A 25,316-nucleotide genomic window follows, 5' to 3' on the forward strand; every position below is an offset into this window, starting at 1 on the left:
TTTCTTTATGAATTCCGAAAAAAGACAGCCTCGCTGTAAGTCCCCTCGCCAAAGCCTATAATCCCTGAATTCCTGGCCACACCAATACTTAACGACAAGGAATTGTTATGCAGGTTCTACGTCTTATGGCACTGCCACTATTCGCGCTCTCTCTATCGGTTAGCATAACTGGCTGCGATCAGAAAAACGATACTCTCCAGGGAAAGCAAAATAACATGACAGCGTTTATCAAGAAGATAGCCGCTAGCAAAGAGTCAGAGGAAACACAACGCTATGTAGGTAATCTCAACGGTATTGAAATCAAGTTAACCTATTACTACAAAGGGGATATCGTTTTACGTCAAATATCTGAACATAAACTACTTTATAAGACCCTGAAAGCCAATAATAAAGAAGAAGCACAAAAAATGCTGAGTCAAGTCGGCGAAGCTTATCAGGGTATGCCGGGTTTGACTGAACGAATCGACTATTATGATAGCTATGCTACGGAATATGTGGATATTGATTTTACCCAGGCAAAAATAAGCGACCTCTGTAAATTGCCAGGATCATCAATTGACAACTGTTCCGCGTACTATCTGTCAATGATTCGCTCGCAGAAACTGTTGGAAGAGAGCGGATATCATAGAATCAATTAGTATAATAATGCGTTTTCCCGGTCAGACAGGACGCTGCCGGGAACAATACCGCAGAATTACTTCGCCGCGTGTTCACGGGCCGCCAGACCGCGCAGAAAATAACGCATAAACTGATCGCCGCATTCGCGGAAGTTCTTATGGTCCGGCGCGCGCATCATCGCGGTGATCTCTGGCATCGAGACACGAAACAACTGACCGGTAAGTATCGCCAGGATATCATCTGTTTTTAGCGAAAAGGCAATACGCAGCTTTTTCAGCACAATATTGTTGTTGATACGACGTTCCGCCGTCAATGCAGGCGCCGCCTCATCTTTGCCGCGTTTTTCATAAATGAGGCCATTGAGAAATGAGGACAACACGATATCCGGGCAACGCTGAACCCCCTCTTCCTCTTCTTTGCGCAACCAGATTGCAATCTGCTCCGGCGTAGCATCAACGTTACCCAGCGTCAGGATACGCGCCAGATCGGTATTATTAGCTTTTAAAATGTAGCGCACGCTACGCAGAATATCGTTACTCAGCATGAGGCCTTCGGTCGTTTCTATGGCAAAACGATATTCTAACAGTCTTTTACAGGCCAATCGCCTCTTTTAAACTTTTCAGATAGCGACGGCTTACCGGCACCGTCAGGCCGTTGCGTAAAATCAGCTCTGCCTGCCCATTATCCTCCAGCCGAATTTCTTGCAAATGGGCCATATTCACCAGAAACTGACGATGACAACGCAGTAGCGGTGTCCGGCTTTCCAGCGTGCGCAGCGTCAGCTCGGTAAACCCCTCTTTCCCTTCACTGCTGGTCACATAAACGCCGCTCATACGGCTACTGACAAAGGCGACATCATCCATTTGCAACAAATAGATCCGGCTGTGTCCGGTACAGGGAATGAATTTAAGCGCCTGCTGGTTTTCCGGCAACAACGAAACATCCTGTTTACTGCGCTCCTGACGCAGACGATGTAACGTTTTTTCCAGCCGTTTCTCCTCTATCGGCTTGAGCAGATAATCAAAAGCGTGTTCTTCAAAGGCTTTGATGGCGTATTCGTCAAACGCGGTTAAAAAAACGATATACGGGCGGTGTTCCGGGTCAAGCATTCCTACCATCTCCAGTCCACTGATACGCGGCATCTGAATATCCAGAAACAGCACATCAGGTCGCAACTTATGTACCGCGCCAATCGCTTCTACCGCGTTCGCGCACTCTCCCACAATCTCAATGTCATCCTGCCCCTGGAGCAAAATCCGCAGATTTTCCCGCGCTAACGGCTCATCATCCACAATCAGCACTTTAATCATGCGTCCTCCTCCAGTGGAAGTCGTAATGTAATTCGGGTAAAACAGTCCGGCTCGCAGGCCACGCTAATACCATAATCATCGCCAAAGTGTTCGCGCAGACGTTTATCCACCAGACTCATCCCCAGCCCGCTACTGCCGGCGGAAGGCTGATACAGTCCCGCATTATCTTCAATATCTAACATCAAATGCTGCCCTTCGCGCCGGGCGCGAATAGCGACGTTGCCGGTATCAAGCAGTTGCGACGTGCCATGTTTAATGGCGTTCTCAACAATCGGCTGTAATGTAAACGCAGGCAATTTCTGACGTGAAAGCGTCGATGGAACATCAAGCTGTACCTGCAGACGCGACTGAAAACGCGCTTTTTCAATTTGCAGATAAGCGTTCACGTGTTCAATTTCATCCGCCAGCGTGACGATTTCCGACGGGCGTTTTAAATTTTTGCGAAAAAAGGTCGACAAGTACTGCACCAGTTGGCTGGCCTGTTCGCTGTCGCGGCGAATCACCGCTTTAATGGTATTGAGCGCGTTAAACAGAAAATGCGGATTCACCTGCGCGTGCAACAGCTTGATCTCTGACTGCGTCAGCAACGCCTTCTGCCGTTCATACTGCCCGGCCAGGATCTGCGCGGATAAAAGCTGCGCAATACCCTCTCCCAGGGTGCGGTTAATTGAGCTGAACAGTCGGTTTTTCGCTTCGTACAATTTAATGGTGCCCATGACTCGCTGATTTTCGCCACGCAGCGGAATCACCAGCGTCGAACCGAGTTTACACTGCGGGTGTAGCGAACAGCGATACGGCACTTCGTTGCCATCGGCATAAACCACCTCTCCAGTTTCAATTGCTTTCAGCGTATAACCTGATGAAATGGGTTTGCCCGGTAGATGGTGATCGTCGCCAATACCAGTAAAAGCCAGCAGTTTTTCGCGATCGGTGATGGCGACGGCGCCGATATCCAGCTCCTGATATAATACCTGCGCCACCTTCATACTGTTCACTTCGTTAAATCCCTGACGCAGAATCCCCTCCGTTGACGCGGCGACCTTCAGCGCGGTAGCAGAAAATGCCGAGGTATATTTTTCAAACATGGCGCGCTTATCGAGCAAAATACGCATGAACAGCGCGGCGCCAACGGTATTCGTCACCATCATCGGCGCGGCAATATTACTGACCAGATGCAGGGCATCGTCAAACGGCCTGGCTATCAATAAAATGATCAGCATCTGCACCAGTTCGGCAACACACGTAATTGCTCCCGCCGTCAGCGGGCTAAACACTTTGTCCGGGCGTCCGCGACGTATGAGAACGCTGTGTACCAACCCGCCCAGCAGCCCTTCGACGATGGTGGAAATCATACAGCTCAGCGCCGTCATGCCGCCCATAGAATACCGATGTAACCCACCGGTCAGACCGACCAGCCCGCCGACGACCGGCCCGCCGAGTAGGCCGCCCATCACCGCGCCAATCGCGCGGGTATTGGCAATCGAATCTTCGATATGCAGCCCAAAATAAGTGCCCATAATGCAGAAGATAGAAAACGTGACGTAACACAGAAGCTTGTGCGGCAGACGAACCGTGACCTGCATAAGCGGGATGAACAGGCGCGTTTTACTCATTAGCCACGCAATGACCAGAAACACGCACATCTGCTGAAGCAGCAGCAACACCAGATTAAACTCGTACATACCCGCAAACCACACTTCAATTAAAAGCGCGTAACATACATTGAGTACGATTAACTTTCTTTGAACTGTTGCATAAAAATATGAATTCGTGAATACGATCACTTAAACGCCGCGCCGCAACCCGCTACTTCGCGTTTTAATGCATAAAAAACAGGCAAAACTTCCTGGTTCCTAAAAGAGCGTCTAAAGTTAAACCGGGACCTCGCGAGCAAGGGTGAAACGATGGCGCTTTACACAATTGGTGAAGTGGCTTTGCTTTGTGATATCAATCCTGTCACGTTGCGCGCGTGGCAGAGACGTTATGGACTTTTAAAACCACAGCGAACGGATGGCGGTCATCGTCTGTTTAACGATGCCGATATCGACAGAATCCGCGAAATCAAGCGCTGGATAGATAACGGCGTCCAGGTCAGCAAAGTCAAAGTGCTGCTCAGTAGCGACAGTAGCGAACAACCTAACGGCTGGCGCGAACAGCAGGAGATCCTGCTGCACTATCTGCAAAGCAGTAATCTGCACAGTTTACGGTTATGGGTCAAAGAACGCGGTCAGGATTATCCAGCCCAAACATTGACCACTAACCTGTTCGTCCCGCTGCGGCGACGATTACAGTGCCAACAACCCGCCCTTCAGGCGCTGCTCGGCATTCTTGACGGTATCCTGATCAACTATATTGCGCTCTGCCTGGCGTCTGCGCGTAAGAAACAGGGAAAAGATGCGTTGGTGATCGGCTGGAATATCCATGATACCACCCGCCTGTGGCTGGAAGGTTGGGTCGCCAGCCAACAGGGATGGCGAATCGACGTGTTGGCGCATTCGCTTAGCCAGTTCCGCCCGGAACTGTTTGACGGCAAGACGTTACTGGTATGGTGCGGAGAAAACCAGACGCTGGCGCAGCAGCAGCAACTCCTGGCATGGCGCGCCCAGGGACGCGACATTCATCCCCTTGGCGTTTAAACAGCAGCTAACAAATTCGCTTTAATGTATACTCCTTTTATTAACATAAGGAGTACATAATGCGCGTAGCGAAAATCGGGGTGATCGCCCTTTTCCTGCTGATGGCTATTGGCGGTATCGGCGGCGTGATGCTGGCAGGTTACAGTTTTATTTTGCGTGCCGGGTAAGCGCGCGCGTCAGCCTTTCAAACAGGCGATCGATAATGATCGCCGCCAGCGCCACCAGCAGCGCCCCCTGGATAACATAGGCCGTATTAAAGCCGCTAAGCCCGATAATGATCGGCGTGCCTAACGTACTGGCCCCCACCGTTGAAGCGATGGTCGCCGTACCAATATTGATAATCACCGAGGTTCGGATGCCCGCCAGAATCACCGGCGCGGCCAGCGGCAGCTCAACCTGATACAACTGTTGGCGACGGCTCATTCCCATACCGCTGGCAACGCTCATCACGCTGGCAGGCACCGCGCCCAGCCCGGCCAGGGTCGCCTGCAGGATGGGCAACACCCCATACAGGATCAAGGCGATAATGGCCGGTTGCTGACCAAAACCCATGACGGGTACCGCGATCGCCAGTACCGCCACCGGCGGAAAGGTCTGCCCGACGGCGGCGATAGTCTCCACCAGGGGACGAAACTCTTTCCCACTTTCTCGCGTGACCGCAATCCCTGCGCCGACGCCCACCACGACGGCAAACAAACTTGAGATGCCCACCAACCAGAAATGGGCGAGCGCGAGGGCGGCAAAACTCTCCTGTTGGTAGACCGGGCGCGGTAAATCGGGAAACAGCGCGGCGAAGAACGGCTGGCTATAAGGCAATCCAAACAGCAGAAGCAAGAACAGAACAATAAGCCAGAGAAGCGGATCACACAGTCGTTTCACGGGGGGACGTCTCCGAAAGCAGATCGCGGAAATGGAGCGTACCGCAGGGCTCGCCCTGCTGATTCGCCACCGGCAGGACGTCGCACCGGCGGGCGACAAACATCGATAGCGCATCGCGTAGCGTCATCTCTTCCACCAGCGCGTCGCCGCTGAGCTGTTCATGCCGACGTACATAATCGCCTACGCTACGTAACGAAAGCAGCCTTACGCCCAGCTCGCTGCGGCCAAAAAATGCCTGCACGAAATCATTTTCCGGCGAGGTCAGCATAGAAAGCGGCGATCCCTGTTGGATAACGTGGCCCCCGTCCATCAGCACCAGATGGTCGGCGAGGCGTAGCGCCTCGTCGATGTCGTGCGTCACCAGTACGATGGTGCGCCCCAGTAGCTGATGAATGCGGGTCATCTCCTGCTGCAATGCGCCGCGCGTTACCGGATCAAGCGCGCCGAAAGGCTCGTCCATCAGCAATACCTGCGGATCGGCAGCCAGCGCCCGCGCAACGCCGACCCGCTGCTGTTGCCCGCCGGAAAGCTGATGCGGATAGCGATCGCGCAGCGCGCTTTCCAGACCCAATAATGCCATCAGTTCATCAATACGATCGTTAATCCGCGCGCGCGACCACTTTTGTAGTTGCGGTACGGTGGCGATATTTTGCGCCACCGTCCAGTGGGGAAAAAGACCGATAGACTGAATGGCATAGCCCATGCGACGGCGCAGTTCAAGCACCGGCAGGCTGCGGATCTCTTCCCCGGCAAAACGGATCGTTCCGCTATCATGCTCTACCAGCCGGTTAATCATCTTCAGAGTGGTCGATTTTCCCGAGCCGGAGGTGCCAATTAACACCGAAAAGCTGCCTTCGCTAAAGTGCAAATTGAGGTCGCTAACAGCCTGTTGATCGCCGAAGGTTTTACTGACATGGTTAAATTCAATCATCGGTTGCTCCCTTCAAAAACGCGATCCATAAATCAAACAGCGCGTCGATCACTACCGCCAGCGCAATCACCGGAATGACGCCCAACAGGACTAAATCAATGGCGCTGCTCAATAGCCCCTGAAACACCAGCGCGCCGAAACCTCCCGCGCCAATCAGCGCGGCGACGACGGCCATTCCCACTGTCTGGACCATTACTACCCGCAGGCTACGTAAAAAGACCGGCAGCGCCAGCGGCAGTTGCACATGCCTGAAGCGCTGGCCGCTACTCATTCCCATGGCTCTTGCGCTCTCCAGCACATCACGCGGCACCTGATTGAGCCCGGCGACCACGCCGCGCACCAGCGGCAATAACGCATAAAGCACCAGCGCTATCAGCGCAGGCGTCATGCCGGTTCCCGCGACGCCGAATGCGGCAAGCCACGGAAACTGTTTCACCAGCCCGGCCAACGGCGCGATCAGCAGGCCAAACAGCGCGACGGAAGGAATAGTCTGGATCACATTCAGTACGGTAAACACCGGCCCCTGGCGCGAGGCGGAAAAATAACACCAGACGCCCAACGGTAGTCCGATCGCCAACGCCGGCAGCACCGTGCCCGCCAGTAACATTAAATGTTGCACCAACGCGGCATCGAAAACATCCTGGCGGTTGGTATACTCTTTCAGAAGCGAGAGGTTGTCGAACGTGCCTGAAAACAGCAGCGCCAGCGGGACAATGACAATTTGCGCGTGCAGCAACCAGCGCCACAGCGGCCCAGTGGTAATACGGCGGATCGCATCGCTACAGGCCAGCAGCATCAGACCGAGGCCCAGCCACAATCCACTTCCCAGACTGGTACGCGCCAGCGGACTGCCCTCCTGCGCCAACTGGGTCGCCGCCCTGCCGACTCCCCACAGCATGACAATAAAAAGCGTCTGCGCCATCATCAGCGTCAGTACGCTACCGCGTTTACCGGGTACAAAGCACAGCGTAAACAGCGCGCTTCCCGCGCCAGTCAGCATCCAGATGGTCGCCGGCCAGATCTCCCATAACTGACGCCCCTCGCCGCTCACCAGACGATTCGGGGCGTAATTAATGAAAGGCAGCGCGACAGCAAGCAGGGCCAGAACAACCAACAGCAACAGCACACGATTAACCGTGATTTTTTTGGCAGCATCACTCACAGATTACTTCACCCACCCTTTTTGTCGGAGGTAATCTGCGGCGACTTTTTTCGCATCCAGCCCTTCTACGGCGATTCTGGCGTTCAACTGTTGCAGCGTTTTCTCATCAAGGCTGGCGAAAACGGGCTGTAGCCAGTCGGCTATCTGCGGATAGGCCTGTAACACCGATTCACGCACTACCGGCGCGGGGGCATAGATAGGCTGGACGCCTTTCGGGTCGCTCAAAGTTTGCAGACCCAGCGCGGCGACAGGGCCGTCGGTGCCATACGCCATCGCGGCGTTAACGCCGGATGTTTGTTGCGCGGCGGCTTTGATCGTGACCGCCGTATCGCCGCCCGCCAGCGACAAGAGCTGGTTCTGATTCAAGGTAAAATCATAGGCTTTTTCAAATGCCGGCAGCGCATCCGCCCGTTCGATAAATTCCGCAGACGCCGCCAGTTTAAAAGTGCCGCCCTCTTTCAGATAACGGCTGAGATCGGCAAGCGAGGAGAGTTTATTTTTTTCCGCGATGTCCTGGCGTACCGCGATGGTCCAGGTGTTGTTGGCCGGCGCAGGCGTCAACCAGACCAGCTTATTCTGCTCCGCATCCAGTTTTTTGACTTTCTCAAAGCCTTGCTTTGCATTTTTCCATGCCGGATCGTTTTCATCTTTAAAAAAGAACGCCCCGTTACCGGTGTATTCCGGATAGATATCCAGCTCTCCGGCGGTAATCGCGCCACGAACGACTGGCGTCGTCCCGAGCTGAATTTTATTGACCGTTTTAACGCCGTGGCTTTCCAGTACCTGCAAAATTATGTTGCCGAGCAGTGCGCCTTCGGTATCAATCTTTGACCCGACCGTCACGGGCGATGCCGCCTGTAGAGGTAAACTCACCGTCGCCAGCAACGCCAGCGAACTTACCCATAGCTTTGAGATCGTCATGATGCTTTCCTCATCCTTTTACGGCCTTTTTCAGAGACTTGAGAAAAAAGCATAGTTGAAAAGTCTGCGTTTAACCTGGGATTTTCCGCCAGTGTAAGTGACGTGGCAGGCAATAAAAGGGGGGACAGGAAAAGTCATTGCCAGACAGGGCGCTGCTATCGCGCCCTGTTGACGGCAGGCTTACAGTAGCTCGAACGATCCTTGTTTAACGCGAGCGGAATCCACGCCGATAAAGACGTTGAACTTGCCGGGTTCCGCGTCATATTTCATCTGCTGATTCCAGAACTTCAACGCCTCGATATCAATCGGGAAACTCACGGTTTTACTTTCGCCGGGCTTGAGGGTGATTTTTTCAAAGCCTTTTAATTGCTTCACCGGGCGGCTCATTGACGCCGTGACATCCTGTAAGTACATCTGGATGACCGTAGCCCCTTCGCGTTTACCGGTGTTCGTGACCTCTACGCTGGCCGTGACTTTGCCGTCGCGTTGCATTGTCGGTGAGGAGAGCGTGACGTCAGACACCGTAAATGTGGTGTAGCTCAGACCGTAACCAAACGGATAGAGCGGGCCATTCGCTTCGTCAAAATAGCGTGAGGTGTATTTGTTTGGCTTTTCAGGATTATACGGGCGTCCCGTATTGAGATGGCTGTAATAGACCGGAATTTGTCCCACCGAACGCGGGAAGGAGATCGGCAGTTTGCCTGACGGGTTGTAATCGCCAAACAGCACATCGGCAATGGCGTTGCCGCCTTCCGTCCCGGCAAACCAGGTCTCCAGAATCGCATCGGCCTGTTGATCTTCTTTTACCAGCGCCAGCGGTCTGCCGTTCATTAATACCAGTACCAGCGGCTTACCGGTGGCTTTCAGAGCGGTGATTAAGTCGCGCTGACTCTGCGGAATGGTGATATTGGTACGGCTGGAGGCTTCATGCGCCATCCCCTGCGACTCGCCTACCACTGCGACCACCACATCGGCCTGTTTCGCCGCCTGCACCGCCTCATCAATCATCGCCTGCGGTGAGCGCGGATCGATTTTCACCGCCTCTTCATACAGGTTTAAGAAATCGACGATATCTTTATCGTTAGTGATATTCGCCCCTTTGGCATAGAGGATCTTCGCCCCGTCGCCGACGGCATTTTGAATACCCGCCAGCACCGTCACCGACTGATTCGCGACCCCAGCAGCAGACCAGCTCCCCATGACATCACGTTGACTGTCGGCCAGCGGCCCAACAACGGCAATGGTGCCCGATTTTTTCAGCGGCAGCGTTTCCAGTCGGTTTTTCAGCAATACCACACTTTCCCGCGCCACTTCCCGCGCCTCTTTACGATGCAGGCGGCTTTCGGCATTGGTGTCCGCCGGGTCGCTCTCTTTCGGCCCCAGATGGCTATAGGGGTCGTTAAACAATCCCATGTCATATTTTACGTTGAGCACATGGCGCGTCGCGTCGTCCAGTTCCGCCATCGTCACTTTGCCCGACTTAATCAGACCCGGCAGATATTTGCTGTAATACTCATCCGCCATGCTCATATCCACCCCTGCCTTTAGCGCCACGCGCACCGCATCTTCCGGGTCGGCCGCGGTACCGTGTTTAATCAGTTCTTTAATAGCGCCGTGGTCGGAAACGGTAATTCCCTTAAAGCCCCACTCATCGCGCAGGACATCTTTCAATAGCCAGGAATCTGACGTCGCAGGCGTGCCGTTCAGCGAGTTCAGCGCCACCATCACCGCGCCGCTCCCCGCATCCAGCCCCGCTTTGTAAGGCGGCATATAGTCATTAAACAGACGCTGGGAACTCATATCCACGGTGTTGTATTCTTTACCGCCTTCAACGGCGCCATAGGCGGCAAAATGTTTCACGCTGGTCATCACCGAATAGCGATCCGCCGGACTTTTGCCCTGCATCGCTTTCACCATGGTTTCGCCCATGATGGAGGTTAAATATGTATCTTCGCCAAAGCCTTCGGAGGCGCGTCCCCAACGCGGATCGCGGGAGACATCCACCATCGGCGCCCAGGTCATATTCAGACCGTCGTCCGCCGCTTCATACGCCGATACGCGTCCTACGGTTCTTACCGCATCCAGATTAAAAGAAGAAGCCAGACCGAGGCTTATCGGGAAGACGGTTCGCTGGCCGTGTACCACGTCATAGGCAAAAAAGAGAGGAATTTTCAGGCGGCTCAACGCCATCACCTGATCCTGCATTTGACGGATATCCTGGCGGGTGACGGTATTGAAAATCGCCCCTACCTGCCCGTCTTTGATCATCTCGCGAATCGCTTCTTTCGGGTTATCAGGGCCGACGCTAATCAGACGTAACTGACCAATTTTTTCATCGACAGTCATTTTCTTGAGTAAATCCGTGACGAACGCGTCGCGCGCTTCGGGCGTCAGCGGGTGATTGCCAAACAGGTTTTCCGCCAATGCTGGCTGCATCGCCAGACTCACAGCAACACCTACTGAACATAACCATTTCATGTTGAGTCTCTCTTTATCTTTATCCCGACGAGGCGGTAAAAACAGAATAAAAACCGCAGTTTGCCATAAGCCTAAACGCGAGAGGAGAAGAAAGCGAAGGTTATTCTCCTAATTTTCCGCACAGTCGAATACGCAACCGCCAGCAAATGGTATCAAGGCGGCAAATGAATACCACCAACACAGAGACAATTTGAATGAGAAAGCGTATTGTCATACCAAGCGCTATGCTTAACGCTGATATTTTGTCCCACCACAAGGAGTGGAGAATGTCTTCCATAACAATGACTGATAATAAAACGTTCCTGAATGAGCTGGCCCGCCTGGTAGGCCATTCTCACCTGCTGACAGACCCCGCCAAAACCGCCCGCTATCGCAAGGGTTTCCGTTCCGGTCAGGGCGACGCGCTGGCCGTTGTTTTCCCGGGTTCGTTACTGGAACTGTGGCGTGTGCTCAACGCCTGCGTTAACGCTGACAAAATTATTCTGATGCAGGCCGCCAACACCGGTCTGACGGAAGGCTCCACGCCGAACGGCAACGACTACGATCGCGATATTGTGATTATCAGCACCCAGCGGCTGGATAAGCTGCACTTACTGGATAACGGCCAACAGGTTCTGGCCTGGCCCGGTACGACGCTCTATGCGCTGGAAAAAGCGCTTAAACCGCTGGGCCGTGAACCGCACTCGGTGATTGGTTCGTCGTGTATCGGCGCGTCGGTCATCGGCGGCATCTGTAATAACTCCGGCGGCTCGCTGGTGCAGCGCGGCCCGGCCTATACCGAGATGTCGCTTTTTGCCCGTATTGACGAGCAAGGTAAACTGCAACTGGTCAATCATCTGGGTATCGATCTTGGGCATACCCCGGAGCAGATCCTGAGCAAGCTGGATGATGAACGGATTAAAGATGAGGATGTGCGTCACGATGGTCGTCATGCGCACGATCACGACTACGTGACGCGGGTACGAGATATCAACGCCGATACGCCCGCCCGCTATAACGCCGACCCGGACCGTTTGTTTGAATCTTCCGGCTGCGCCGGAAAACTGGCGGTTTTTGCCGTTCGCCTTGATACCTTTGCAGCGGAAAAAAATCAGCAGGTTTTTTATATCGGCACCAATCAGCCCGCGGTACTGACTGAAATCCGTCGGCATATTCTGGCGAACTTCGACAATCTGCCAGTGGCGGGAGAATATATGCATCGCGATATCTACGATATTGCGGAGCAGTACGGTAAAGATACCTTTCTGATGATCGATAAACTCGGCACCGACAAGATGCCATTCTTTTTCACGCTAAAAGGCCGAACCGATGCGATGCTGGAAAAAGTAAAATTTTTCCGACCGCATTTCACAGACCGCGCGATGCAGAAATTCGGCCACCTGTTTCCCAGCCATCTGCCGCCGCGAATGAAAAACTGGCGCGATAAATATGAGCATCATCTGCTGTTAAAAATGGCGGGAGACGGCGTCGCAGAAGCGCAGCGCTGGCTGAATGAATTTTTTAAATCCGCTGAGGGCGGTTTCTTTACCTGTACGCCGGAAGAAGGCAGCAAAGCCTTCCTGCACCGCTTCGCCGCTGCTGGCGCGGCGATTCGTTATCAGGCCGTACACGCTGATGAAGTGGAAGATATCCTGGCGCTGGATATCGCTCTGCGCCGCAACGATACCGACTGGTTCGAGCATCTGCCGCCGGAAATCGACAGCCAACTGGTACATAAACTCTATTATGGCCACTTTATGTGCCACGTTTTTCATCAGGACTATATCGTGAAGAAAGGCGTCGACGTCCATGCGCTGAAAGCGCAAATGCTGGAGCTGTTGCAGGCGCGCGGGGCACAATACCCGGCGGAGCACAACGTTGGACATCTGTATAAAGCGCCGGAAACGCTGACGCGTTTTTATCGGCAAAATGACCCAACCAACAGTATGAACCCCGGTATCGGCAAAACGAGTAAGCGGAAATTCTGGCAGGAAAATACGCCCGACGAAACGCATTAACACGGTGTGGTTTACCGTGAAGCCCGGCGGCGCGATGCCTGCCGGGCCTGCGGCGATTTAATCGTTCTGTGCGGTTTGCGCCCCGGCACTGGCGCTGGCGCTGGCTGCCGCCATTTGCGCGGCTTTTTGCTTTTTATAGCTCAGCGCGGCAGCCGGAACGGGCATGACTTTACCGGTTTCAATCCATGTACGCAGGCGACTGGCGTCCGCAAAGTGGGTATATTTGCCGAACGCGTCCATGACCACCAGCGCGACCGGTTTGTTATTGATCACGGTACGCATCACCAGGCAATGCCCCGCCGCATTGGTAAAGCCGGTTTTCGTTAACTGGATATTCCAGTTATCACGGTAGACCAAATGGTTGGTATTGCGGAACGGCAGCGTATACGCCGGATGCGAGAATGTCGCCATATCTTCGCGCGTGGTGCTTAGCTGGCCAATCAGCGGGTATTGCTTCGTGGCAATCAGCAGTTTTGTTAAATCCCGCGCGGTCGAAACGTTATGAATCGACAGCCCCGTCGGCTCAACGAAGCGGGTATGCGTCATGCCCAGCGCTTTCGCCTTCGCATTCATCGCTTTAATAAACGCGTTATAACCGCCAGGATAATAGTGCGCCAGGCTTGCCGCCGCACGGTTTTCGGATGACATCAACGCCAGCAGCAACATATTTTTGCGGCTAATTTCGCTGTTCAGGCGTACGCGGGAGTAAACCCCTTTCATTTCCGGCGTCTGGCTGATATCGACCTTCAGTATTTCATCCAGCGGCAATCGCGCGTCGAGCACGACCATCGCCGTCATTAATTTGGTTATCGAGGCAATCGGACGCACCAGATCCGGGTGGTTCGAATAGATCACTTTATTGGTGTTGAGATCAACAATCATTGCGCTACCGGAGGCAATCTCAGGTTGAGACGCCGCAGTTGTCGCTGCCGTTTTCGCCACGGCCTGCGGGGCAAAAGGTACGGCCAACATCAGAGCAAGGCTCAGGAATGAAGCTCGGAATTTCAGCATGATGAGATTTCTGATAATGATTCACGCGCGTCGTAACGCACACCGCCTGAGCTAAGATTATACTCAAGCTAGCAGTGGCATCATAGCGGCACGCCAGCGTTGCCGCTACAGAAGAATCGTCAGCAAATGCTGCATTGCTGGCTTTTGCGCCAGCCCTTTTTCTCATCAGAACAGGCGGTAGCCGTATCCCCACAGGATCACGGTGATCGCCAGTAGCACCTCCAGGACCAGCACGCCGATAGCGAGCGTCGAACTGGAGAAGCTTAATCCTTCCTCTCTATTAATGTTAAGGAAAGTCGGAATACCCAAATACAGCAAATAGCCGGTGTAAAAGAGCGCGACAGCGCCGACCAGTGCGCATAGCCATACCAGGGGATAGAGCGCCACCAGACCACTTAAAAACAGCGGCGTCGCGACATAGCCGGCAAAAACCATACAGCGCGCAAGCGATGGTCGTTGCGGATAGTTTCGCGCCATCCACCAGATGACGCGTCCCATCACCGCGACGCCCGCCAGCATCACGCCGTAGAACAAGACCGCCAGCGCGAAAGCGGTAAACAGCGAGAGTTGTAACACGTTGCCGTCGCCAAAATTCCAGCCGATTTGCGTCGTGCCGATAAAGGCGCAGACGACGGGAATCGCCGCCATCAGCAAAACATGGTGCGTATAGTGATGCGAAACGGTTTCGTTTTCGCTTTTGATCACCTGCATTTCCCGATCGGGATGGGAAAAAAGCCCCCATACATGGTTCATACTGCCCCCTTCTGCTGCCTCAGATGCCAGTATGTTCAAGTATAATTCAGTTTCTGGTTATTTTATGAACAATGGCAAAATAGTCTCCGGCAAAACGTCGGCTTTGCCGCGCACGCCTCTTGCCAGGGTGTATGCTTAATGCCGGAGGTGGTTTACGCATGGATATCAACACGCTTATTACGCATTATGGCTATGCGGCGCTGGTTATCGGCAGTATGGCCGAAGGTGAAACCGTTACCCTGTTGGGGGGCGTCGCGGCGCATCAGGGATTGCTCAAGTTTCCGCTGGTGGCGGCGGCCGTCGCGCTGGGAGGGATGATGGGCGATCAGCTACTTTACCTGTTAGGACGATGCTATGGCGGGAAGATCCTGCGTCGTTTCCCGCGTTATCATACGAAGATTCGTCGCGCGCAGAAAATGATCCAACGCCATCCGTATCTGTTTGTGATCGGCACGCGTTTTATGTATGGCTTCCGGGTGGTTGGCCCGCTGCTGATTGGCGCCAGCCGCCTGCCGCCTAAAATTTTTCTGCCGCTGAATATTGTAGGCGCGCTGATCTGGGCGCTGCTGTTTACCACGCTGGGATATCTTGGCGGCGAGGTGATCGCGCCATGGCTGCACGACCTCGATCAGCATCTCAGGCACGGGGTCTGGCTGATTCTGGCCATCGTCCTGGTGGTGGGCGTGCGCTGGTGGCTGAAAAGACGCGGCAAAGCGGAGGCCCGTTAAACCCGATGGTATCCGGATGGCATAACGCCGCCATCCGGCACCCGGCGTTTATTTTGCGTTGAATTGCGGATTCGCCAGCATAAACCCGCCGTCGACAATCAGCGACTGACCGGTGGTGTAGCTTGCTCCTTCCGAACACAGCCAGGCGACGAGGCTGGCTATTTCATGCGTAGAACCTGGTCGGGCGATAGGGATTGAGGGTTCCGATCCCGGCTCAATGTCGCTGTCATCCATATCATTCATCGGCGTGGCGATAGCGCCTGGCGCGACGGCGTTGACCAAAATATGATGCTCAATCAGTTCCAGCGCCATGGATTTAGTCAATCCGCCCAGCGCATGTTTCGCCGCGGTATAGGCGCTGGCTTGCGGAAGCGGCGTATGCTCATGGACGGAGGTGATGTTGATAATGCGCCCTCCCTCTCCTTGTTTAATCATATGCCGGGCGGCGATCTGCGCGCAGAGAAACGCGCCGTCGACATCCACGGTAAAAATTTGCCGCCACTGCGTAAACGGCATATCAATAAACGCGGATTTGGTCATCGCCCCGGCATTATTGACCAGCACGTCAACGCGCCCCAGGCGCTGGATAAGATGTTCAATGGCCTGCGCGCCCTCGGGTAACTGGCTCAGGTCAAGATGAATGGTCTCTGCCCGCACACCAAACTGCGCCGCTTTTTTCGCCGTCTCCTGCGCGCCGTGTTCATCGGAATGCCAGGTGATACCAATATCAAAACCGTTTTGTGCTAATAACAACGCACACGCTTTGCCAATTCCCGAATCTGATGCCGTTACAATTGCGACTTTGGTCATATTCCTCTCCGGATGATTCATACACAGCCTAAGTATAGGAACCCTGTCTGAATCATCCGGAAAAATCAGGAATGATAACCGCCGCCCAGCGCGCTGGTAAGCTGAATAGAGGCATCCAGCCACTGGCCCTGCAACAGCAAGCCGTTACACTGCTCGCGCAGTGCCGGGATTTTGGCCTCGCTCACGCGGGAACCCGCAATAATGCCGGCATTAAAGCGCGCTTGCGCCAGACCGACCACACGCTGCGCGTCATGCTCAATCTGCTGCTGATGCTGGTTTTTCTGCGCCAGCGTCTCTACCTGACTGGCGGCGCGCGCCACATCATTAACCGCATCTACCACCGCTTTGTTGTAGTTGGCGATAGAAAGGTTGCTTTGCGCTTTGGCGATATCGAGGTTGGCATTCAGCCTGCCGCTGTCGAAAATCGGCAGCGTCAGCCCGCCGGTAATGCCATATTGCTGTGCGGAATGGCGGAACAGATCGCTCAGATGTAACGCATCCTGCTGTAAAAAAGCCATCAGATTGATATCGGGATAAAACGCGGCCTTCGCGGCGTCAATGCTGCTCAACGAGGATTCAATGTACCAGTGCGCGGCCTGTAGATCCGCCCGGCGCGCCAGCAACGAATACCCCAGTTGCGACGGTAACTGGCTTTCAACGGCGGGGAGACTCACCTGACGCAGCTTGAGCGCCGCCGATTGCGTATTGGTTAACGCGCTGAGCCGCGCTTCAATAACCTTCATTTTACCGTTAACGTCATTCAACTGCTGCTGGGTTTTGCTGGCGTCGATATCGGTCTCGACCCCTTCAACAGAAGAAGTAATGCCGTGTTGATACAGCTCCCGGTTTACCGTCACCACGTTTTGCTGCTCATGCTCGATTTGCATCAGCACATTTTTCAGCGCCGCCTGCGTCTGCCACTCCCAGTAGAGTCGCGCCACGCCGCTTGCCAGCAGTTGTCGGGTCTGCTCCTGCTCCGCTTCGCGCGCTTTGACCGCCCCGATCCGCGCGGTAACTTCAGCGCGGTTTTTCCCCCATAAATCCAGATCCCAGCCCGCCGTCAGGCCGAATGTACCGTTGGTATACCACGGCCCGGTCGTTCCCGCCGCGGGGTCGGTAATCGCGAATGGCCCCATCAGCCCTTCCGCGGACATTCGCTGGCGCTCAATGTCGGCAGAAAAGTCGAGCTGCGGGCCGTCCTGCGCCTCAACCGCTTTCGCCTGCGCTTCCGCCAGTTGAATACGCTGTTCAGCCACCTGCATATCCGGCGAATGCTGTATGGCATTATCAATCAGCGCGTCAAGCTGCGCATCGTGATACGCCTTCCACCACTGGCTATCCGGCCAACCGTTTTTCAATGCCGCCGGCAGGCTGGAATCAACATGAGAAGAGGGCGTCTGCTGGGTCAGCGGCTGGCGGGTATCGTGCATAGGGGCGCAGCCCGCCAGCAAAATAAAAAGCGGTAAGCTCGCTGTCGCGGCAAGGAAAGAATTACGATTCATGGAGGTGTTCTGATAAAAAAAGGTGCGCAGAGAGTACGTCTTACGGCGATCTATTTTTTAGTTACGCGTGGCAATACATCATCAGACAACAAAAGACATATTTTGAAATTTATATGATTAGCAAATAATTTCATGCAATACATTTTTTGATGTGATATTTCAGTATAAAGCCCCACTAACTCGTTAATAAATGAACAATTTTGCTGCAATACCCGCCAGCAGCCTTCATGAGTTAAACGTCGCCGCGCCCAACAAAGCAGCAGATGGCTTAATACTTTCCTATACTTTGTTTGTATTTACCAATAAAGGGACAAACAATGAAAATTCTTCTATGGGCAATCTTAATTATTTTTCTGATTGGGCTGTTGGTGGTAACGGGCGTGTTTAAGATGATTTTCTGATTCCTGCGCCGGGCAGCGATAATGTCTGTCCGGCACACGTTCTGGACGCTGTAGAGATTAGATTTTAATAGCCTGAATCGCCCGCGCAATCTCGGACGAACGGTTTAACGCCCGAATCGACTGAAAGAGTTCCGTCGCCTCAATATATTCCTTACGTAAATATCCCAGCCACTGTTTAATACGCGCGACATGATATAAACCGGTATCGCCCTGCTTTTCGAGTCGGGTATATTTTTGTAATAACGTCACCACTTCCGGCCACGGCATACGCGGTTCGTTATACTTCACCACCCGACTCAGGTTAGGAATATTTAACGCCCCACGGCCGATCATCACCGCATCGCAGCCGCTGGTCGCCATACATGCCTGCGCGCTCTGCCAGTCCCAGATTTCGCCATTAGCGATAACCGGAATAGTCAGACGCTGGCGTATTTCGCCGATCGCCTGCCAGTCGATATGCTCGGCGCGGTAGCCCTGCGCTTTGGTACGACCATGCACCACCAGTTCACTGGCGCCAGCCTGCTGCACCGCATCGGCGATTTCAAATTTTCTATCGCCGCTATCCCAGCCGAGACGCACTTTTACCGTCACCGGCAGATGCGACGGTACCGCGGCCCGCATCGCTTTCGCGCCCTGATAGATGAGTTCGGGATCTTTGAGCAATGTCGCGCCGCCGCCGCTGCCGTTCACCACTTTTGACGGACAGCCGCAGTTCAGGTCCACGCCATACGATCCCAACGCCGTCGCCCGCGCGGCGTTTTCCGCCAGCCACTGCGGATGCTGGCCCAGAAGCTGAATACGCACCGGCGTGCCGGACGGCGTGCGGCTGGCGTGATGCAACTCCGGGCAGATGCGATGAAACACTTTTACCGGCAGCAGCTGATCCACCACGCGCACAAATTCGGTGATGCAGAGATCGTAATCATTCACTTCGGTCAGCAGCTCGCGCACTAACGCGTCGAGCACGCCTTCCATCGGCGCCAGTAAAACACGCATATCGGTATCCACAGCAAAAAAAGAGGCGCTATCATAACGCCTCTCTGCGATGAGCAAAACTTTTTGCCGGGTGGCGGCGCAAACGCCACGCTACGTCACGTAAAGTGCTCAACGCGGCTCAAGACAGTTATCTTCTTTCCAGCCGTACAGCCATTCGATACCGCGATAAAACGCCTCCTGCGATTTCCCTTTCCACAACAGATTACGCACCTGACGCTCCACCCCGGCGGCGTGATAGAGACGCCCCATCTCGCGGGTAGACCAGACGATACGCGCCGTGCGGGGAATACGCACCGACTCATACAGCGCAAATGCCTGCTGCGCGTCGCCGTCGCAGCGTTCCAGCGCTTTGCCTAGCGTGACGGCGTCTTCCAGCGCCATACAGGCGCCCTGGGCCATATATTGCGCCACCGGATGCGCGGCGTCGCCCACCAGAGTGATACGCTCGGTTCCCCATTTTGCGACCGGCTCGCGATCGGCGGTCGACCAGCGGCGCCAGGAGGTCGGCTTATCCAGCATCTGGCGCGGGCGGGGATGAATGCCGGCAAAATAAGAGAGCACCTCTTCTTTACTGCCGTCTTTCACGCCCCACTCTTCTTGCTGGCGGCTGTGGAATGTCACCACCAGATTGTACTGTTGACCTCCACGGAGCGGATAATGGACCAGGTGACAATGCGGGCCTGCCCACAGCACCGGTGCGTTAATACGTAAATCGTCCGGCATATCGTCGCAATCAATCACCGCCCGATAAACTACATGCCCCGTTACGCGCGGCGCATCGCCGAGTAAACTTTGCCGCACGACCGATTTAACGCCGTCGCAGCCCACGAGAATATCCGCCGTCCAGCTATTTCCCTGCTCATCAAACACCGTAACGTCATCCGGCGTCTGGCGGATATCGACAATATGGGTCGAGGTACGATACTCCACGCCAGGGTGCGTCAGCACCGCTTCCCATACAGTTGCATGAATATCTACCCGGTGAATTACCGCATACGGCCCGCCAAAATGGTCGCGGAACGCCTGCCCGGTTTCAATGCATACCACTTCTTCGGCATTCACGGCATCCATCATGGTAATGTGATCGGTAAACACCGCACGCTGGCGGGCAACATCGCCCACACCGAGACTATCCAGCGCCGAAAAAGCGTTCGGCCCAAGCTGAATACCCGCGCCAATCTCGCCAATTTCGTGCGCTTTTTCCAACAGCATGACTTTTATTCCCTGGCGCGCCAGCGACAGCGCGGTCGCCGCGCCGCCGATTCCGCCACCTACAATAATTGCGCTTGTCACGTGAGTCATGGTCATTCTCCTTTTCAGGCCGGGATTTTATCTTGTTGATTTTCCGGCGCGGCGGCAATAAACGCCGGTAGCTGTACGCAGGCGTCATAAACGGCTTTACAGCGCGGATAGCCTGATAAATCGCAGCCCATCCTGAGCGCATTCGCCCACTGAGGAATCAGGCAGCAGTCCGCAAGTCCTGGCGCGTCGCCCACGCAGAATCGTCCGGACTGACTTTTACGCAATAGCTGCTCTACCGCGCTTAACCCTTGTTGTATCCAGTGGGCGTACCAGCGTTTTTTATCCTCCTCGCTAACCTTCAGCTCATCGGTCAGGTAGCGCAACACGCGCATGTTATTGATTGGGTGTATATCGCAGGCGATAGCGTAGACAATTTCCAGCGCCTGGCTGCGCGCCGGGTCGCTCGTCGGCAGCAGCGGCGTTTGCGGAAAATGTCGGTCCAGCCAGTCGACGATGGCCAGCGATTGCCCCAACGATTCGCCGTCATCAGTGACCAGCGTCGGCACCAGGCCTACCGGATTCATCCGTCGGTAGGCCAGCGCATTCTGCTGACCGATACGAATATTGACGCCCACCGTCTGGTAATCAATCCCCTTTAACGCCAGCGCAATACGTACACGATAAGACGCCGAACTATTAAAGAAACTGTACAGCTTCATCGTTCACCTCAGACAATTTTCACAGCAATCGGCGTCAGACCTTCTACGTTCCCGGTGATGACATCCCCTTTCACCACTGCGCCCACCCCCTCTGGCGTACCGGTGAAAATCAAATCGCCTGGCTGCAATTCAAAGAAGCCGGACAAATAGCTGATGGTTTCATTCACCGACCAAATCAGATGACGAATATCGCTGCGCTGATGGTCTTCGCCGTTAACCTGTAGCCAAATAGGGGCGTTATCCACATTATGCGTTTCAGCGGCTTTGTGTAATGGCGCAATGGGCGCGGAGAGATCGAACGCTTTGCCAATTTCCCATGGGCGTCCCATCTGACGCATTTCCATCTGACGATCGCGACGCGTCATGTCCAGACCTGTGGCGTATCCCCAGACATATTCATGGGCTTTTTCCAGCGGGATATCGCTCCCCTTTTTACCAATCGCCACCACCAGCTCAATTTCATAATGGTAGTTATCAGTCTGCGCCGGATACGGCAGTTCCAGGGTATCCCCCTCCGCTACCGGGACGACAGCGTCCGCTGGTTTACAAAAGAAGAACGGCGGTTCGCGATCGGGATCAAAGCCCATTTCACGGGCATGGGCGGCATAGTTGCGACCCACGCAGTAAACGCGACGTACCGGAAACTGCTCATCACTGCCCGCCACGGGTACTGTCACTGGGGCCTGCGGCTGGAATACATATTTGGTCATGTTCTCTCTCCCTAATTAATAACGTGCTTCGCGGAACAGCCCCAGGGCTTCCTGAACCGGCTTGTCCGAAAAGCTGAATAACACCGTGTCTTCGCTGCTGCGAAACGACACCTCATGCCAGGTCGGCGCCACAAAAATGTCTTTTGCGGAAAAATGAAAAGTTTCGTTGCCGATAGTGACCTGCCCTGCCCCTTCAACGACGTGGTAGATAGTGCTGTCGGTGCTCCGCGCCACACGCGAGGCAAAGCCTTTTGGCAACAGTTGCAGGAACGCGCCCATCGACGGCATCGGATAACCGCCGGTGACGGGATTAACGTAACGCAGCTTGTAACCTTCCCACTCATCCGGATCGCCCATACGGGTCAGATCGTGCAGCGCCTCGCGGCTGCGGTCGTAACGGTAGTTGAAAATCGGCGACGAGTTCCCGCGCTGGTGGCGCAGCGGCAGCATATTCGCTGCATAGCGCGGCAGATAATCGCCCTCTTTTCGCGTCACCGGCTGCTGATCTTCGGGATAGTCTTCCGCAAAACCACAGCCCAGGAGATTGACTAACGGCAGATCCAGACCATCCAGCCATACCACCGGCTCTGATCCCGGATTACCATGATCGTGCCAGCGCCACTGCGGCGTCAGGATAAAATCGCCGGTATGCATTGGCGTGCGCTCGCCATCCACCGCGGTAAATGCGCCTTTACCTTCGACGATAAAACGCAGCGCCGACTGGTTATGGCGATGACTCGGCGCGACTTCGCCGGGCAGGATCAGCTGTAAACCAGCGTATAAGGTCGCCGTGATCGACGACTGACCGCGCAATGCCGGATTTTCCAGCACCAGCACCCGGCGGATCGCCTCTTTCGCGCCAATGACATTGCCGCTTTCCATCAGTAGCGGACGAATTTCCTGATAATTCCAGTAGGCCGGCGCGCAGTTGGCGTTTGGCGTCTGCGGTACCAGGTGATGTAACGATTCCCACAGCGGCGTCAGATTCTGCCCGGAAATATGCTGGTAATACTGTTGACGGCTATCTTTTACGTTCTGATTTATTTCAGACATGGAGATTCTCCTTATTCGTTTACGACGCTGGCACGCGGCAGGTCGTCAGGTACAGAAATCGAAAGGCGGACAACCACCGTCAGCAGGGTAAGCATTACCGCGCTGATAGCCGCCGGAATAGCAATGACAAAAAACAACGTATCGAAAGAGAAATTGAGGGCCATCATCATGCCGCCGGAGAGCGAACCGACAATCGCCCCGCAGCGTCCAATGGCGTTCGACCAGCTCACGCCCGTCGCCCGGCTTTGGGTGGGGTACAGCGTCGCCGTCAGAGCATTAAGCCCTACCTGGGAACCGCTAATACCGATGCCGGTACCAAAAATTGCCAGCGCCATCAGCCAAAGGCCGTTTTCGCTCAGGCCTATCATGACAATGCAAACCGCGCCCAGCGCATAGCTCACCGCCAGTACCCGGAACGGGTTAAGCCGGTCCATCAATACGCCGAGTAACAGCGCGCCAAGCGTGCCGCCAACCTGGAATGCGGCAGTCACCCAAGACGCCTGTTGCAGATCAATACCGCGATGGTTAAGTAACGTCGGCATCCAGCTGGAAAGCAGATAGATAATGAGCAGGCTCATAAAGAACACCACCCATAACATCAGGGTAATGACAAGCTGTCGCCCGGCAAAAAGCTGGCGAATACTGCCTTTGGCGACGGCTGCCGTCTCATGCAGAAAGAATTGCGTATCGTGATAGCGCTCGCCGGTAATGGCGCTGACCGTCCGGGCGACAACGGCTTGCGGTAGTTGGCGGCGTACCTGCCAGCGGGGAGATTCCGGCAGCGCGAACAGCAGGCCGAAAAACAGCATCAAAGGCAAGATGCCGCCTAGCGCCAGAATTCCGTGCCAGCCAATCAGCGGCACCAGTTGCGCGCTCACAATCCCGCCCATCGCCGACCCCAGGGTAAAACCGCAGAACATCAGCGTGACCAGCGCTCCGCGTCGACGAGCGGGAAGGTATTCCGACGTCATGGTGATGGTATTCGGCATCGCTCCGCCCAGTCCCAGACCGGTTAAGAAGCGCAGCAACACCAGGGTTTCTATATCCGGCGAGAAAGCGGAAAGCAGGCTCAATGCGCCGAATAGCGCCACGCAAAGCTCAATGACCCGCTTGCGGCCAAAGCGATCCGCCAGCGGCCCGCATAGCAGCGCGCCGGCCGTAAGCCCCAGCAGCCCTGCGCCAAACAGCGGCGCAAGTTCGCTGGCGCTTAGCTGCCAGTGGGTACGAATATCCGGGGCGATGAAGCCAATCGCGGCGGTGTCGAAACCATCGAGCATAACCACCAGAAAACAGCAGATGATAACGCGCCACTGCATTTTGCCGACGGGCGCGGCATCAATAAGGGCTTGTAGATCACGTCGTTGAGTCATAGCTAATGCCTCAGTGCAGGGAGATAGATGTTGTTTTTATGTTTGCTATGTTACGAGTTTGTAGAGTGAGCGATAAAATGTACAATGGCTTTTCAGGCAGAGACATAACCTGGAGGTTATAGCGAATGGCGAACTGGGCGCAGAAATTGAAATTACATCACCTGCAAACGCTGGTTGCGCTGGGCGAACAGGGCAACCTGACGCACGTCGCCCGGATGATGAATATCTCCCAGCCGGCGCTATCGAAGTGGCTATCTCAACTCGAAGATGAGATAGGCATCACGCTTTTTGAGCGCCACAGTAAAGGGCTACGGCCCTCGGAAGGCGGTAAATTACTGATCCAGCACGCCCAGCGCCTAATTAACGATCTGGAGCGTTCACAGTATGAAATCGCCCGTTTCAAGCAGGGCGGCCTGGTTGGCAGCCTGAAGATCGGCTGTTCGCCCGTGGCGACTGACTGCGTATCACAGGCGATTCTGAGCCTGCTTAACGAAATGCCGACGCTGCATCTGAATATTGAAGAGAAGGTAATGACGCCGCTGCTGCACGATTTGCTTGCCGGTCAGGTGGATGTGGTGGTAGGGCGTGTCGGCGGACGCGCCCTGCAACTGCCGCTTAATTATCAGGTACTTTATACCGAGCCGGTCTGCTTTGTGGCGCGTCCGCACCATCCGCTGGCCGCGCGAGCGCAGATCGCCTGGAGCGATCTGGCGCACTGGCGGTGGATAGTCTGGCCAACCGGCACCCCTATTCGCATCAGTATTGATAACGCCCTCGTCGATAATGGCGTCATGCTCCCGGAAAACACCATTGAATCGGCGTCAATGAACGTCAGCACCAATTTGCTGCAAAGCAGCGATATGATCTCTATTCTTTCTTTACGGCTGGCGCAACGCTATGCCAGCCAGGGGCAACTGGCGATTTTAAACTTGCCAAAAATTGAGCAAAAAGGCAGCGTAGGGATGTTCTGGCGTAAGAATGAGACGCCGTCTTTGGCCCTGAGTCGCTTTTTGTATTTTTTAGCCCAGGTTTAACGCCGCCGACCAGGGGCATTGCCCGATGTTCCTGCTGTCTATACCCACTATGCTA

25 protein-coding genes are annotated in these 25,316 nt (G+C 54.7%); 7 read left to right on the plus strand and 18 right to left on the minus strand.

What is annotated here, in order from left to right:
* Positions 1–107 precede the first annotated feature (107 nt).
* Entirely contained in the window at positions 108–638 is a 531-nt protein-coding gene (locus NA197_RS03985; protein ID WP_001197951.1) for a YehR family lipoprotein, read from the plus strand.
* A 56-nt stretch (positions 639–694) separates the two neighbouring features.
* On the opposite strand, the gene NA197_RS03990 is transcribed toward NA197_RS03985, so the two are convergent.
* Genes NA197_RS03990 through NA197_RS04000 form a run of 3 tightly spaced genes read right to left on the minus strand, consistent with a single transcriptional unit; the run spans position 695 to position 3,610 of the window.
* Entirely contained in the window at positions 695–1,162 is a 468-nt protein-coding gene (locus NA197_RS03990) for a DUF1456 family protein (RefSeq protein ID WP_064042965.1), read from the minus strand.
* Positions 1,163–1,208: 46 nt separating this feature from the next.
* Positions 1,209–1,928: a two-component system response regulator BtsR gene (gene btsR / locus NA197_RS03995; protein WP_000598637.1), complete on the minus strand. Its 720-nt coding sequence runs from the start codon at positions 1,926–1,928 to the stop codon at positions 1,209–1,211.
* Entirely contained in the window at positions 1,925–3,610 is a 1,686-nt protein-coding gene (locus tag NA197_RS04000) for a sensor histidine kinase (protein WP_000272850.1), read from the minus strand. The genes btsR and NA197_RS04000 overlap by 4 nt, the downstream gene beginning before the upstream one ends.
* Before the next feature lie 222 nt (positions 3,611–3,832).
* Here NA197_RS04000 and mlrA point away from each other — a divergent pair, with 222 nt between their 5' ends.
* Positions 3,833–4,564 carry an HTH-type transcriptional regulator MlrA gene (mlrA, locus tag NA197_RS04005; protein WP_001240418.1) on the plus strand — a complete coding sequence of 244 codons (732 nt, stop codon included), beginning with the start codon at positions 3,833–3,835 and terminating at the stop codon, positions 4,562–4,564.
* Between the two features lie 59 nt (positions 4,565–4,623).
* Entirely contained in the window at positions 4,624–4,731 is a 108-nt protein-coding gene (locus tag NA197_RS04010) for a protein YohO (RefSeq protein WP_001261696.1), read from the plus strand.
* Here NA197_RS04010 and NA197_RS04015 read toward each other — a convergent pair.
* The 5 genes from NA197_RS04015 to bglX form a co-directional block, all read right to left on the minus strand.
* Positions 4,712–5,443: an ABC transporter permease gene (locus NA197_RS04015; RefSeq protein WP_000824854.1), complete on the minus strand. Its 732-nt coding sequence runs from the start codon at positions 5,441–5,443 to the stop codon at positions 4,712–4,714. The two genes, NA197_RS04010 and NA197_RS04015, sit on opposite strands and share 20 nt — an antisense overlap.
* The gene (locus NA197_RS04020; protein ID WP_000569166.1) at positions 5,427–6,374 is read right to left on the minus strand and encodes an ABC transporter ATP-binding protein; all 948 of its coding nucleotides are present in this window, start codon (positions 6,372–6,374) and stop codon (positions 5,427–5,429) included. Before NA197_RS04020 ends, NA197_RS04015 begins: the two co-directional genes overlap by 17 nt.
* Positions 6,367–7,536 carry an ABC transporter permease gene (locus NA197_RS04025; RefSeq protein ID WP_064042966.1) on the minus strand — a complete coding sequence of 390 codons (1,170 nt, stop codon included), beginning with the start codon at positions 7,534–7,536 and terminating at the stop codon, positions 6,367–6,369. The genes NA197_RS04020 and NA197_RS04025 overlap by 8 nt, the downstream gene beginning before the upstream one ends.
* Before the next feature lie 3 nt (positions 7,537–7,539).
* A complete protein-coding gene (osmF, locus tag NA197_RS04030) occupies positions 7,540–8,457 on the minus strand; it encodes a glycine betaine ABC transporter substrate-binding protein OsmF (protein ID WP_064042967.1) in 918 nt (305 codons plus the stop codon).
* Between the two features lie 180 nt (positions 8,458–8,637).
* Entirely contained in the window at positions 8,638–10,935 is a 2,298-nt protein-coding gene (gene bglX / locus NA197_RS04035; protein WP_000871544.1) for a beta-glucosidase BglX, read from the minus strand.
* Between the two features lie 266 nt (positions 10,936–11,201).
* Here bglX and dld point away from each other — a divergent pair, with 266 nt between their 5' ends.
* The gene (gene dld, locus NA197_RS04040) at positions 11,202–12,932 is read left to right on the plus strand and encodes a D-lactate dehydrogenase (RefSeq protein WP_000095234.1); all 1,731 of its coding nucleotides are present in this window, start codon (positions 11,202–11,204) and stop codon (positions 12,930–12,932) included.
* A 57-nt stretch (positions 12,933–12,989) separates the two neighbouring features.
* Here the strand turns inward: dld and pbpG are convergent, their stop codons facing one another.
* Positions 12,990–13,943 carry a D-alanyl-D-alanine endopeptidase gene (gene pbpG, locus NA197_RS04045; RefSeq protein WP_023234556.1) on the minus strand — a complete coding sequence of 318 codons (954 nt, stop codon included), beginning with the start codon at positions 13,941–13,943 and terminating at the stop codon, positions 12,990–12,992.
* A gap of 165 nt (positions 13,944–14,108) precedes the next feature.
* Positions 14,109–14,696: a Yip1 family protein gene (locus NA197_RS04050; protein ID WP_001017057.1), complete on the minus strand. Its 588-nt coding sequence runs from the start codon at positions 14,694–14,696 to the stop codon at positions 14,109–14,111.
* A gap of 158 nt (positions 14,697–14,854) precedes the next feature.
* On the opposite strand from NA197_RS04050, the gene NA197_RS04055 reads away from it, so the two are divergent.
* A complete protein-coding gene (locus tag NA197_RS04055) occupies positions 14,855–15,424 on the plus strand; it encodes a DedA family protein (RefSeq protein WP_001523476.1) in 570 nt (189 codons plus the stop codon).
* A gap of 48 nt (positions 15,425–15,472) precedes the next feature.
* On the opposite strand, the gene NA197_RS04060 is transcribed toward NA197_RS04055, so the two are convergent.
* On the minus strand, positions 15,473–16,234 hold the full coding sequence (locus NA197_RS04060; RefSeq protein WP_023234555.1) for an SDR family oxidoreductase: 762 nt from the start codon (positions 16,232–16,234) through the stop codon (positions 15,473–15,475).
* 65 nt (positions 16,235–16,299) lie between these two features.
* Positions 16,300–17,736 (minus strand): multidrug resistance outer membrane protein MdtQ, encoded by a 1,437-nt coding sequence (gene mdtQ / locus NA197_RS04065; protein WP_023234554.1) that lies wholly within the window; start codon positions 17,734–17,736, stop codon positions 16,300–16,302.
* 317 nt (positions 17,737–18,053) lie between these two features.
* On the opposite strand from mdtQ, the gene yohP reads away from it, so the two are divergent.
* Positions 18,054–18,137, plus strand: a complete 84-nt coding sequence (yohP, locus tag NA197_RS04070; protein WP_000698460.1) for a small membrane protein YohP — start codon at positions 18,054–18,056, stop codon at positions 18,135–18,137.
* A 57-nt stretch (positions 18,138–18,194) separates the two neighbouring features.
* Here the strand turns inward: yohP and dusC are convergent, their stop codons facing one another.
* The 6 genes from dusC to mhbT form a co-directional block, all read right to left on the minus strand.
* On the minus strand, positions 18,195–19,133 hold the full coding sequence (gene dusC / locus NA197_RS04075; protein ID WP_001264839.1) for a tRNA dihydrouridine(16) synthase DusC: 939 nt from the start codon (positions 19,131–19,133) through the stop codon (positions 18,195–18,197).
* Positions 19,134–19,241: 108 nt separating this feature from the next.
* The gene (locus NA197_RS04080) at positions 19,242–20,435 is read right to left on the minus strand and encodes a 3-hydroxybenzoate 6-monooxygenase (RefSeq protein WP_000150103.1); all 1,194 of its coding nucleotides are present in this window, start codon (positions 20,433–20,435) and stop codon (positions 19,242–19,244) included.
* A gap of 14 nt (positions 20,436–20,449) precedes the next feature.
* Positions 20,450–21,094: a maleylacetoacetate isomerase gene (maiA, locus tag NA197_RS04085; RefSeq protein ID WP_000781183.1), complete on the minus strand. Its 645-nt coding sequence runs from the start codon at positions 21,092–21,094 to the stop codon at positions 20,450–20,452.
* An 8-nt stretch (positions 21,095–21,102) separates the two neighbouring features.
* On the minus strand, positions 21,103–21,804 hold the full coding sequence (locus NA197_RS04090; protein WP_000170626.1) for a fumarylacetoacetate hydrolase family protein: 702 nt from the start codon (positions 21,802–21,804) through the stop codon (positions 21,103–21,105).
* A gap of 15 nt (positions 21,805–21,819) precedes the next feature.
* Positions 21,820–22,857: a gentisate 1,2-dioxygenase gene (gene gtdA / locus NA197_RS04095; protein WP_001289857.1), complete on the minus strand. Its 1,038-nt coding sequence runs from the start codon at positions 22,855–22,857 to the stop codon at positions 21,820–21,822.
* A gap of 11 nt (positions 22,858–22,868) precedes the next feature.
* Positions 22,869–24,227 carry a 3-hydroxybenzoate transporter MhbT gene (gene mhbT / locus NA197_RS04100; protein ID WP_000194222.1) on the minus strand — a complete coding sequence of 453 codons (1,359 nt, stop codon included), beginning with the start codon at positions 24,225–24,227 and terminating at the stop codon, positions 22,869–22,871.
* Between the two features lie 125 nt (positions 24,228–24,352).
* Between mhbT and NA197_RS04105 the strand changes: the two genes are divergently transcribed.
* Positions 24,353–25,261, plus strand: coding sequence for a LysR substrate-binding domain-containing protein (locus tag NA197_RS04105; protein ID WP_023234553.1), 909 nt, complete (start codon positions 24,353–24,355; stop codon positions 25,259–25,261).
* Positions 25,262–25,316: the final 55 nt, after the last annotated feature.

It is taken from the genome of Salmonella sp. NW884 (genome assembly GCF_051700745.1).
Taxonomy (GTDB): domain Bacteria; phylum Pseudomonadota; class Gammaproteobacteria; order Enterobacterales; family Enterobacteriaceae; genus Salmonella; species Salmonella enterica.